The organism is Oerskovia sp. PE-21s (assembly GCF_056158145.1).
Genome location: NZ_JBUXJM010000008.1, coordinates 175,240 through 186,583, shown reverse-complemented (window position 1 = coordinate 186,583; position 11,344 = coordinate 175,240). Strand labels below are relative to the sequence as shown.

General features: G+C 71.3%; 10 protein-coding genes. 1 reads left to right on the top strand and 9 read right to left on the bottom strand.

The genetic code is table 11. From position 1 onward, the window contains the following. Positions 1-48: 48 nt before the first annotated feature. Complete coding sequence (locus ACZDYF_RS16020; RefSeq protein WP_475059288.1) at positions 49-204, top strand: hypothetical protein; 156 nt, start codon at positions 49-51, stop codon at positions 202-204. Between the two features lie 18 nt (positions 205-222). On the opposite strand, the gene ACZDYF_RS16015 is transcribed toward ACZDYF_RS16020, so the two are convergent. The 9 genes from ACZDYF_RS16015 to ACZDYF_RS15975 all read right to left on the bottom strand — a co-directional run bounded on the left by ACZDYF_RS16015 (position 223) and on the right by ACZDYF_RS15975 (position 11,229). Further along, positions 223-594, bottom strand: coding sequence for a cupin domain-containing protein (locus ACZDYF_RS16015; protein ID WP_475059283.1), 372 nt, complete (start codon positions 592-594; stop codon positions 223-225). Positions 595-728: 134 nt separating this feature from the next. After that, positions 729-980 carry a helix-turn-helix domain-containing protein gene (locus tag ACZDYF_RS16010; RefSeq protein WP_191791135.1) on the bottom strand — a complete coding sequence of 84 codons (252 nt, stop codon included), beginning with the start codon at positions 978-980 and terminating at the stop codon, positions 729-731. A 153-nt stretch (positions 981-1,133) separates the two neighbouring features. Next, on the bottom strand, positions 1,134-3,458 hold the full coding sequence (locus ACZDYF_RS16005) for a glycoside hydrolase family 3 N-terminal domain-containing protein (RefSeq protein WP_475059280.1): 2,325 nt from the start codon (positions 3,456-3,458) through the stop codon (positions 1,134-1,136). 112 nt (positions 3,459-3,570) lie between these two features. Then, positions 3,571-4,746 (bottom strand): glycoside hydrolase family 1 protein, encoded by a 1,176-nt coding sequence (locus ACZDYF_RS16000; protein WP_475059276.1) that lies wholly within the window; start codon positions 4,744-4,746, stop codon positions 3,571-3,573. A 63-nt stretch (positions 4,747-4,809) separates the two neighbouring features. Then, positions 4,810-5,760, bottom strand: a complete 951-nt coding sequence (locus ACZDYF_RS15995; protein ID WP_475059271.1) for an alpha/beta fold hydrolase — start codon at positions 5,758-5,760, stop codon at positions 4,810-4,812. Then, positions 5,757-7,487, bottom strand: coding sequence for an ABC transporter ATP-binding protein (locus tag ACZDYF_RS15990; protein WP_475059267.1), 1,731 nt, complete (start codon positions 7,485-7,487; stop codon positions 5,757-5,759). Before ACZDYF_RS15990 ends, ACZDYF_RS15995 begins: the two co-directional genes overlap by 4 nt. After that, complete coding sequence (locus tag ACZDYF_RS15985) at positions 7,484-8,452, bottom strand: ABC transporter permease (RefSeq protein WP_475059262.1); 969 nt, start codon at positions 8,450-8,452, stop codon at positions 7,484-7,486. Before ACZDYF_RS15985 ends, ACZDYF_RS15990 begins: the two co-directional genes overlap by 4 nt. A 5-nt stretch (positions 8,453-8,457) precedes the next feature. Further along, entirely contained in the window at positions 8,458-9,438 is a 981-nt protein-coding gene (locus tag ACZDYF_RS15980; RefSeq protein WP_204806621.1) for an ABC transporter permease, read from the bottom strand. Positions 9,439-9,573: 135 nt separating this feature from the next. Further along, positions 9,574-11,229: an ABC transporter substrate-binding protein gene (locus ACZDYF_RS15975; protein WP_475059257.1), complete on the bottom strand. Its 1,656-nt coding sequence runs from the start codon at positions 11,227-11,229 to the stop codon at positions 9,574-9,576. Between the last annotated feature and the right edge of the window lie 115 nt (positions 11,230-11,344).

Here is an 11,344-nt window from a genome sequence, read left to right as displayed (position 1 = left end):
GGGGCGTTTGCGACGGCCGTGCTCTAACCGCAAGAACCGAGGATCGCGATGCCGCACCGCCGATGGAAAGAACAGCGCCTGTGCCCGCAGTGCCAGGACGTGGTCCTGGTCGAGATGCGCTTCGTCGCACTGCCCTCCGCCCCGGGCGAGGACGTCGCGATGGAGGCTGTCGGCACCGACGACGCGGGTCACGAGTTCCACTGACACCGCCGCGGCGACGGGTCAAGAAGTGGCCCCGAGCCCACCCTCTTCTCGTCCGCCCGACCGTGGGCCTGCGGCCGTCTCCTTGAGCTCGACGAAGATCGCGTGCGTGGGCGTCGTCCCGGTGTTCTCCCCGACGTGCACCTGGTCCGGCAGCCAGCGCGTCTCCCCCGGCCCCAGCACGACCTCCATGACCCGGTCGCCCGACGAGATGCGCCGTTCGAAGCCGCTCAGCGTGTACATCACGCTGTCGGGGTGATGGTGCGGGTGCGTGCGCGTGCCCGGCTGGTCCTCGTACTCCAGCACCCGGACCCGTTCGTTCTCGAAGACCACGCGGTAGTGGTCGGGATCCGTGACCGTCGGGTCGTCCGGCTCCTGCTGTTCCTGTCCCATGCTCGCCTCGGAACCTCGTGGCCCGTCGTCGTCGACCGGCCCGTCCCTCGAGCATCCCACCACCTGTCCGGCGCGCACCTCGGGTGCGCGTCCGCACGCCCGAGGGCGCGCCGGCGTCAGGCCCGGTGTCCGGCCTAGGAGATGCCGCGGTCCCGCGCCCAGCGCAGGATGTCGGCCCGGTTCGAGACGCCGACCTTGCGGTAGATGCTGCGCAGCTGGGACTTGACCGTGTTCCGCGTGACGAACAGGATCGCCGCGAGCTGCTCCAGGGTCATGTCCTCGGTGAGGTGCGTGAGGACCACGAGCTCACGGCGGGAGAGCACGACCTCCTCCTGCACCTCGTCGGGTGGGGGTGACTCCGCAGACGTTCGCTCCGTGATGGACATGGTTCCTCCGTCAGTGGCCGCCGCACGTCGCCCACGTTTGTGATCCGGTCTGTTCTTGGCTCCTGTAGAAGAGACCGGATGGAAACGGATCCATGACGCGAGTTCCCGGGTGGCCTCTGGCCGAGTCGCCGAGCACCGCGGAGGGCCCTGCGGTCAGCCCACCCGGAACTCCGCCCCGAGCAGGTCGGACCGGCGCGAGCTCGGCCCCACGAGCAGCTCGAAGTCGCCGGGCTCGACGACCCGGTTCCCGGCCGCGTCGACGAGCGTGCAGTCGGCGACGGGCACCTCGACCCGCACCACCGCGGACTCCCCCGGCGCGAGCGGCACGCGACGGAACGTCTTGAGCTCGCGGTCGGCCCACGTGACCGACGTGACCCGGTCGTGGACGTAGACCTGCACGGTCTCGACCGTGGGCCGCTCCCCCGTGTTGGTGACGCGCACGCTCGCGCGCACGACGTCGTCGGCCCCGAACGTCCCGTCCTCGCCCGTGCCCGGCTCGACCTCCAGGTCCGCGTACCCGACCGTCGTGTAGGAGAGCCCCTCGCCGAAGACGTAGGGCGGGGTCTGGCTCATGTCGGCGTAGCGCGTGCCGTGCTGGCCGCGCACCTGGTGGTAGAACACGGGCTGCTGGCCCGCGTGCGCCGCGTACGACAGCGGGAGCCTCCCGGTCGGTTCGACGAGGCCCAGCAGGAGCTCGGCCACGGCCCGCCCGCCGCGCATGCCCGGGTTCGCGGCATGGACCAGCGCGGCGGCGCGGCGCACGACCGGTGGCAGGACGTGCGGCTTGGACGCCACGAGCACGACCACGACCGGCGTGCCCGTCTCGACGAGGCGTTCCAGGAGCTCGACCTGACCGCCCTGGAGCTCGAGCGTCGCGGTCGAGCAGCCCTCGCCCGTGAGGGCGATGGTGTCGCCGACCACGGCGACCACGACGTCGGCCGCGCGGGCGTCGCGCACGGCCGCGTCGAGCAGCTCGGGGCGCGTGGGCGCGGAGACCAGGACCGGCGGGCGCGGCTGCCCGTCGGGGAACGTCGCGCCGTCCGGGTCCGGGGCCAGCACCTCGACGTCCGCTCCGCGCGCGTGCGTCACGATCCAGTCCGCCGGCACGACCGCGCGCATCCCGTCGAGCACGGTCTCGACGAGCTCGCGCGGGTGCCCGTCGCGGATCCAGCTCACCTGGCCCGAGGCCCCGGCCCAGTCGCCGAGCTGCGAGTGCGGGTCGTCCGCGTTCGGACCGACGACCGCGACCGTCCACGGGCGGTCGGTCGGCAGGGCGCGGGCAGCGGCACCCGGCCCGACGGCGAGCCCACCTGCGAGCGGCAGCGTCCCGTCGTTCTCGAGCAGCACGAGCGAGCGGCGCGCGACCTCCAGGTTCACGGCGGCGTGCGCGGGCGACCCGACGTCGCTCACGAGCCGCGCGGCGTCGGGCCCGCGCGGGTCCTCGAAGAGCCCGAGCTCGACCTTGAGCGTGAGGATGCGACGCACCGCGTCGTCGATCTGCTCCTCGCGCAGCCGCCCGTCGCCCAGGGCCTCGAGCGCGCCCTCGAGGAACCCGGGGGTCGCCATGACGACGTCGTTGCCCGCGTCGACCGCGACGGCCGAGGCCGCCGCGTGGTCGGGGCTGACGTGCTGCTCCCAGACCATGCGGCCCACGTTGTCCCAGTCCGTCACGAGCGTCCCGGTGAAGCCCCACTCCTGCTTGAGCACCCCGTCGAGCAGCCAGCGGCTCGCGGTGATGGGCACGCCGTCGATCGCCTGGTAGCCGATCATCACGGTCGCGCAGCCCTCGCGGACGACACGCTCGAACGGCGGCAGGAACCAGGACCGCAGCTTGCGCGGGCTGAGGTCGGCCTCGCTCGCGTCGCGCCCGCCCTGGGTCTCGGAGTACCCCGCGAAGTGCTTCGCGGTGGCGAGCACCGCCGTCGGGTCCGACAGGCCCGAACCCTGGTATCCGCGCACGATCGCGGCCCCCAGCTCGCCGATGAGGAACGGGTCCTCTCCGAACGTCTCGCCCACGCGCCCCCAGCGCAGGTCGCGCGTCGCGCACAGCACCGGGGAGAACGTCCAGTGCAGCCCGGTCGCCGAGGCCTCGACCGCGGTCACGCGGCCGACCTGCTCGACCAGGTCGGCGTCCCAGGTCGCGGCCATGCCGAGCTGGGTCGGGAACACCGTCGCGCCCGGGAAGAACGCGTGGCCGTGGATCGCGTCGTCGGCCACGAGGAGCGGGATGCCCAGGCGCGTGCCACGTGCGAGCTCGATCGCCTCGGTCACGCGCGCCGGGGAGGCGTGCAGGATCGAGCCGGCCAGGCGCACCCGGACGATCTCGTCGAGGTCGTCCATGGCGTTGAGCTGGAGCATCTGGCCGACCTTCTCCGCGAGGGTCATCCGCCCCAGCAGGTCCTCGACGCGCTCGGCCGCGGGCAACGAGGGGTCGAGGTAGGCGGGCTGCGCTGCGGTGGGGGTCGTGCCGGTGCTCATGGTTCTCCTCGTGGGGGTGACGGGCGCGCCCCCGCCCGCCGGGGTGCGGGCGGGTCGGGGGCGCGGGGTCGGCCGGCTCACGCGCGGGTGGCGCGCGTCGGACGTCGGGTGGTCAGCGGACGGTCAGCCCGTTGGCCTTCGCGACCTCGCCCAGCCAGTACGCGGACGGCTTGGGCGTGCGCACGAACGTCTCGCGGTCGACCGCGATCAGCCCGAACGTCGGGCGGAACCCGGAGGCCCACTCGTAGTTGTCGAGCAGGCTCCAGTGCAGGTAGCCCTCGACCTGGACGCCGTCGGCGATCGCGGCGTGCAGGCCCGCGAGCGCGCCCTCGGTGTAGTCGATGCGGCGCGCGTCGTCTGCGGTGGCCATGCCGTTCTCGGTCACGAACACCGGCACCCCACCGGTGAGCTCCCACGCGGAACGCACGCCTTCCTCGAGGGCCTTGGGGTAGAACTCCCAGCCCGTGAGCGTGGTCTCGACACCCTCGGGGACCTGGCGCGGCCCGTCGGGGCCGATGATGGTGCGCGTGTAGGCCTGGACGCCCACCCAGTCGTCGCCCTTGGCTGCCTCGAGGTACCAGTCGTCGCGCTGGTAGCCGTACTCGCGGGTGACGTCCTCGCAGCCGGGCTCGGCCTGGAAGGCCTGGGTCGCGACGGTCCAGCCGGACTTCACGCCGTCGACCCCGGACAGGACCTCGCGCGAGCGGTGGTGGCACTCGAGCAGGGTGTCGGCGACCTGCAGGTCGGGGTCCGGCAGCCCGTACGCGACGAGGTTCGCGGGGTCCTCGCCGCCCGCGATCATCGCGGCGATGTTGGGCTCGTTGATCGTGCAGACCCACGTGACGTCGTCGCCCAGGATCGGGAGCGCGAGCTCGGTGAAGCGCGCGAAGCGGTCGGCGGCCTTCGGGTTGCGCCACATGCCGTCGTTCGCGAACCAGCGCGGCACCGTGAAGTGCATGAGCGTGACCATGGGCTCGATGCCCAGCTCGAGCGCGGTGTCGACCATGCGGCGGTAGTGGTCGATCTCGGCGCGGGAGACGAAGCCCTCCTCGGGCTCGATGCGGCTCCACTCGATCGAGAAGCGGTACGTGTCGAGGCCGAAGCTCTTGAGCAGCTCCATGTCCTCGCGGTAGCGGTGGTAGCTGTCCATGGCGTCGCCGCTGGGCTCGACGATCGTGGTCCCGGCGGCGTGCTCGCGCGGCCACCAGTCGTTGTTGACGTTGTTGCCCTCGATCTGGTGCGCGGCGGTCGCGGCGCCCCAGCGGAAGCCCTCGGGGAAGTGCAGCACGGTGGTGTTCCTTCGTTCGATGGTTCGGTCGGTCTGTCTGTGTGCCCGACGGCGCCGCGCGCCTCAGGAGCCGCCCTGCGGTCCGGGGGGCCCGGGCGGGCGGCCGGCCCAGAAGTCCGCGAGGAGGGCGGCCGTCGCGTCGGGGTTCTCGATGTTCGGCAGGTGCCCCGCACCGTCGATCACGGCGTAGCGCCCGCCGAGCCGGCCGGCCATGTCGTGCTGCCACTCCTGAGGCCACGCGGCGTCGTCGACGCCGTGCGCCACGAGCACGGGCAGGCCCGTCGCGGCCAGGCCGGGCGTGAGGTCCGTCGGGTCCTCGAGGACGTCGATCGCACCGAGCAGGTTGTCGACGCTCGTCGCGATCGACCGGTCCCGCAGGAAGCGGGTCTCGGCGTCGAGCGCGTCGAGCACCGCGGGGCGCACCTCGATGCGCCGGGACAGCTCGGCGTTGTCGAGCGTCCACAGGTCCACGACACCCCCCGCCCCCACGAGCCGGGCGCGCTCGACGTCCTTGCGGCCCGCCCACCCGCGCGGCCCCGAGCAGAGCATCGTGAGGTCGGCGAACGGGCGCGGGTCGCGGATCGCCGCAGCCCCGGCGACCACACCGCCGAAGCTGTGACCCACGAGGTGCAGGTCGCGGGCCCCCGTGACGTCACGGACGATCTCCGCGACCTCCAGGGCGTCGCCCGTGAAGTCGTCGAGGCCGTACGCGTCGACCCCCTCGGGGGCCACCGAGTCCCCCTGGCCCCGCTGGCTGTACGACCACGCGTCGTAGCCGTGCGCGGCGAGCAGCGGCAGCAGGAGCCGGTGGTCCTCCTTGGAACCCGTGAACCCCGGCACGACCAGCGCGACGCCACGAGCCGGGACACCGCCGGGCACGTCGGCACGGAAGGCCGAGACGGGACCGACCGCCAGGTCCAGGACGAGGGGCGTGACGCCGTCGGGCACGGGCAGGACCGAGAACGGCGCGCCCGCCCGCACGCGGCCCGTCCCCCGGACCGTGCCCGCGCTCATGCCGCTCCCCCGCCCGAGAACCGGCGGGCCGGCTGCGGGATCGCGTCGAGCAGCGTGGTCGTGTACTCGTCCTCCGGGAAGCGCAGGACCTGCGCGGTCTCCCCGCGCTCGACGACCTTGCCGTGGTGCAGCACCATGATCCGGTCGGTGACCACGCGCGCCGAGAGCAGGTCGTGCGTGATGTACAGGAGCGAGACGCCGGTGTCGGCGCGCAGCCCCTCCAGCAGGGCGAGCACCCCGGCCCGCAGGGACACGTCGAGCATCGAGACGGGCTCGTCGGCGATGAGGACCTGCGGGTTCGAGGCGAGCGCCCGCGCGATGACGACGCGCTGCCGCTGACCGCCCGAGAGCTGGTGCGGCAGCTTGGCCGCGTACTGCTCGACGGGCGTCAGGCCCACGGTGTCGAGCAGCTCGAGAACGCGAGCCCGGGCCGCCTCTCCCTTGAGCCCGGTGAAGTTCTCGACCGGCCGCGTGAGCGTGTACTCGACCGTGTGCAGCGGGTTCAGGGCGGAGTACGGGTCCTGGAACACCATCTGTACATCGCTGTGGAGGACCTTGAGCTGGCGTCGGCGCAGCCGGTCGACACGCAGGTCGCCGAACGTGACCGACCCCGACGTGGGCCGCTCGACCCCGGTGACCATCTTGGCGATGGTCGACTTGCCCGAGCCCGACTGCCCCACGAGAGCCATGGCCGCCCCCGGCTCGAGCCGGAACGACACGTCGTCCACGGCCACCACGGGCTGCTCGCCCCGGCGCGGGGCCGGGTACACCTTGGACACGCCCTCGACCACGATCGCGTCCTGGGCCGCGCGGCGCACGGAGCCGTGCTGCCCGCGGGCGGTCTCGGCGCCCCGGGCCGACGCGGCGGTCGCGCTCGTGCCGGCTGTGCCGGCCCCGGGGCGGCCGCCCGCTCGCGGGACGAAGCCCGGCAGCTCGACGACCTCCGCACGCGGGTCCGCGTAGTGCGACAGCAGCATCTGCGTGTACTCGTGACGCGGCGCCTCGAAGACCTGGCGCGAGGCACCGTCCTCGACGATCTCGCCCTCGTGCATCACGACGACGCGCTGCGCGGACTCCAGCACGACCCCCAGGTCGTGCGAGATGAGGACCGCCGTGAAGCCCTCGGCCGCCTGGAGCTCGCGGATCGTGTCCATGACCGCGTGCTGGACCAGCACGTCGAGCGCCGTCGTCGGCTCGTCGAACACCATGAGGCGGGGCTCGAGCGAGAGCGCGAGCGCGATCGAGACGCGCTGGCGCATGCCGCCCGAGAGCTCCCCCGGGTAGCGGTCCAGCACGGTCGAGGGAAGCTGCACCTTGTCGAGCAGCTCGACCGCGCGCTGACGACGGCCCGTCTTCGGTACGTGACCGTGCGCCGCGAAGACGTCGCCGAAGTGGTGGGCGATCGTGCGCACCGGGTTGAGCGCGTTCATGCCCGACTGCAGGACCATCGCGAACCCGCCGCGGCGCTGCACGCGCAGCTCCTCGGCGTCGAGGTGCGCGATGTCCTTGCCGTCGAACACGATGCGGCCCGACGAGATGCGCGCGGGCGGCTTGGCCAGGCGCGTGATCGCGAAGCCCAGGGTCGACTTGCCCGACCCCGACTCCCCGACCAGGCCCACGAACTCGCCCTGCTCGAGCGAGAGGGTCACGTCCTTGACCGCGTACGTCGGCTCGGCCCCACGGGGCTCGTAGACGACCGACAGGTCCTTGATCTCCAGGAGGCTCATCGTCCGGTTCCTTCCCGCAGCCGCGGGTTGGACAACCCGTCGACGCCGAAGTTCACGAGGGTCATCGAGGTGGCGAGCAGCGCGATGCACAGACCAGGAGCGAACAGGAGCACCCACTGGCCCGTGAGGATCGCCATCGAGTTCTGGGCCCAGTAGATCATCGAGCCCCAGCTCACGGTCGACATGTCGCCGAGCCCCAGGAACGACAGGCCCGACTCGGCGAGGACCGCCGAGGTCGCCGCACCGAAGAACGACCCCGCGATCATCGACGTCATGTTCGGCAGGATCTCGCGGAAGATCACGCGCACCGAGCTCTCGCCCGAGAAGATCGCCGCGGTCACGAAGTCGCGCGAGCGCAGCGACTGGGTCTGGGACCGCAGCACGCGCGCACCCCACGCCCAGCCCGTGATGACCACCACGAGGATGATCATCGGCAGGCCGCCGTTCTGGAGGTAGGCGGCGATGATCACCATGAGCGGCAGGCCGGGCATGACGAGGAACAGGTTGACGAGGAAGTTCACGACGTCGTTGCCCCAGCCGCGCAGGTACCCCCACGACAGGCCGATCACGACCGCGACGACCGTGGACAGGCCACCGGCCACGAAGCCCACGAGCAACGAGACGCGTGCGCCGTAGATGACCTGCGACAGGACGTCCTGCCCTGCACCCGTGGTGCCGAGCCAGTGCGCCGCGCTGCCCGGTTCGTTGCGGCCGAACGAGTCGTCGTGCGGGCTGTACGGAGCGAGCAGCGGCGCGAAGACCGCCATGAGCACGAACATGCCCAGGAGCACGAGGCCCACGCGGGCCTTCGGGTTGGACCAGACCGTCGCGAACGCGCGACCGATCACCTGGGCCGTGCGCCCCAGACGGGTCTTCGCCGGCCGGCTCGGGGGGCGCACGGCCTCGGGGGCCGGGCCCTCCGGGTCCGGGGTGAGAGTGGTCAGGGTGGAGATGGGATCAGTCATGTCGGTCACCGCCTCGTCCGGGGGTCGAGGACGCCGTACAGGATCTCCACCAGGAAGTTCGCGAGGAGCACGCTGACGGTGATCATGAGGAACAGCGCCTGCATGAGCGGGAAGTCCTGGTTGGTCACGGCGTTGTAGAGCAGGTAGCCCATGCCGGGGTACTGGAAGACCTGCTCGACGAGCAGGGAACCGCCGACCACGCCGCCGAGCGCCATGCCGAAACCGGTCAGGTTGGGCAGGATCGCGTTGCGGGCCGCGTAGCGCACCGCGACGGTGCGACCGCGCAGGCCGTTCGCCTCGGCGAACGTCACGTAGTCGTCACCGAGCGTGTTGATCATGGTGTTGCGCATCCCGAGGATCCAGCCGCCGAGAGACGTCAGCAGGATCGTGATCGCGGGCAGGGCCGCGTGGTAGAGCGCGTCACCCACGAACTCCCACGACCAGTTGGGGACGGCCGTGGCCGAGTAGGCGCCCGACGTCGGGAACCAGCCCGCGACGTACCCCAGGAAGAAGAGGATGAGCAGCGCGGTCCAGAAGTACGGGAACGCCGAGAGGAAGCTGCCGGCGACCGTGGGGACGGAGTCCATCCACGTCCCGCGCTTCCAGGCCGCCCCGATCCCGATGAGCGTGCCGAGCACGAACGCGACGATCGTCACGAGCCCGACCATGACGAGCGTCCAGGGCAGTGCGCCCGCCACGAGCGTCGAGACCTGCTGGGGGAAGAACGTGTAAGACACCCCGAAGTCGAGATGGACGATGTTGTTCAGGTACTGCACGTACTGGTCCCACCAGCTGCCGTCGGGGACGCCGAGCTGTGCCTCGATCGCCTTCTGCACGGCGGGGGTGACGGGGCCGTTCTGGGCGAGCTTGGCGATCGCCGCGTCGGCCGGTGATCCCGGCATCAGGCGGGGGATGACGAAGTTGAGCGTCACCGCCGCCCAGAGCGTCAGGACCAGCAGGCCGAGCTTGCGTAGCGCGTAGCGCACGGAGCCTCCCGGGGTCGGGTCGGTTGGGTTTCTCGGGGTGTTCGGTGGTGCGGGGGTTCGTGAGCCGGCGCCACGGCCGGGGCCGGTACGTGCCGGGGCGCGGGGGGGCGCCGGCTCACGGACGAGGGACGGTCGTCAGCTCGCGGGCTCGAGGCTCGTCAGGATGAGCAGCGGCGTCGAGTCCCAGGTCTTCGGGGACGCGTACGGGTCCTCGGCACTGGGCCAGCCCGTGAAGCTCTTCTCGGAGAACAGGCCCCACGAGCCGCCGTAGAACAGCGCGATCATGGGCATCTGCTCGTAGGTGACCCGCTCGAGCTCGTCGACGATCTCCTGCTGACGGGCCTCGTCGACCGTGACCTTGAACTCGGCGAGCAGCGCGTCGGCCTCGTCGGACTGGAAGCGGCCGAAGTTGCCCGACGCCGTCGTGCCGATGTCCGCGATGAACTCGGAGCCCATCATCCCGTTGTAGTCCTGGTAGGGCTGGCCGGTGCCGCCCACGGTGCCCATGACCATGTCGAACTCGCCCGAGCGCATCTCCTGCTGGTACGCGGCCGGCTGCGGCTGGACGATGCTGACCTCGATGCCGAAGGCGTCGAGCTGGTTCTTGACCTGCTGGACGCCCTGGAGCCAGTCGGACCAGCCGTTCGGGGTCGTGATGTTGATCGTGAGCTGCTGGCCCGACGCGTCGACGAGCTTGTCGCCCTGCTTGGTGTAGCCGGCCTTCTCGAAGTACTCGAGCGCCGTGGCGTCGTCCTTGTCGATGTAGCCCTCGTTGGGGATCTCCTCGTTGAGGATCGCCTCCTGGTTGGGCAGCATCAGGCCGGTCTGGCTCGCGCGATCGACGTAGCCCTGCTCGGCCTTGTCGGCGATCTGCTGCTTGTCGAGCGCGTAGGCGATGCCGTGACGGAAGTTCACGTCGTTGTACGGCGCCTTGGTCATGTTGGGGATGAGCGCGATGGTCGCGCCGGCGGGGTACCAGTACGTGTTGTGGTCGGGGTTCGCCGCGACCCACGTGTCCTCGACGTCGCTCATGAACGCGTACGCCCAGTCGTAGCCCTTGTTGACGATGTCGAGCTCGGAGTTGGCCGCGGGCTGCACGAGCTCGGTGACCGCGACCTTGTCCGCCTGCCAGTACTTCTCGTTCTTCACGAGCGTGTACTGGTTGGGGGTGAACGCGCCCAGCGTGTACGGGCCGGTGCCGACCGGGTCCTCGTTCGTGAACGTGACCGGGTCCGGCACGTCCTTCCACAGGTGCTCAGGGACGATGAGCGCCCCCGCGATGATCTTGGCGGCCGGGACGTCGTCGGCGGAGAGGTGGACGACCACGTTGTCGCCGTCGACCTCCGCGGACTCCATGTGGCTCCAGATGCCCTTGAGGTCGAGCTCGGGGTGCGCCTTGAGGAGGTCGAACGTGAAGACGACGTCGGCGGGCGTGAACGGCTCGCCGTCGGACCACGTGACGTCCTTGCGGATCTCGAAGACGACGGTGCGTGCGTCGGGCTGCTCGTAGCCCGTGGCGAGCCACGGGGTCTCGACGCCCGTCATCTCGTTGATGATCACGAGGGGCTCGTACATGTACGTCGCGGTGTTGCGCTTGCCCGACGAGAACGGGTTGAAGTTCCGGTCGAACGTCGGCGAGCCGTTGTCCGCTGCGATGAGCATCGAGGACTCGCTGCCCGTCCCGCCCGAGGCTCCCTGGTTCTGCACGGGGGCCGAGCATGCGGTGGCGAGCACCGCGGCGGTCGCCGCGATCGCGACGACCTGTCGCACTGAGCGCGTCGTGCGCGTCATGGACATCCACTCCTCTTCATTGAGGCCTCTCCTGCGAGGGGCTGTGCACGCCGGGTCAGCGCGCTGTGATTCGGCGAGTGTATGCGCATACATTCGGGGGAGGCAAACCGTGGCG

Coding starts and splice junctions, on each gene's coding strand:
- ACZDYF_RS16020 (WP_475059288.1), top strand. CDS start 49: ATGCCGCACCGCCGATGGAAAGAACAGCGCCTGTGCCCGCAGTGCCAG.
- ACZDYF_RS16005 (WP_475059280.1), bottom strand. CDS start 3,458: ATGAGCACCGGCACGACCCCCACCGCAGCGCAGCCCGCCTACCTCGAC.
- ACZDYF_RS15995 (WP_475059271.1), bottom strand. CDS start 5,760: ATGAGCGCGGGCACGGTCCGGGGGACGGGCCGCGTGCGGGCGGGCGCG.
- ACZDYF_RS16010 (WP_191791135.1), bottom strand. CDS start 980: ATGTCCATCACGGAGCGAACGTCTGCGGAGTCACCCCCACCCGACGAG.
- ACZDYF_RS15990 (WP_475059267.1), bottom strand. CDS start 7,487: ATGAGCCTCCTGGAGATCAAGGACCTGTCGGTCGTCTACGAGCCCCGT.
- ACZDYF_RS16015 (WP_475059283.1), bottom strand. CDS start 594: ATGGGACAGGAACAGCAGGAGCCGGACGACCCGACGGTCACGGATCCC.
- ACZDYF_RS15975 (WP_475059257.1), bottom strand. CDS start 11,229: ATGACGCGCACGACGCGCTCAGTGCGACAGGTCGTCGCGATCGCGGCG.
- ACZDYF_RS15985 (WP_475059262.1), bottom strand. CDS start 8,452: ATGACTGATCCCATCTCCACCCTGACCACTCTCACCCCGGACCCGGAG.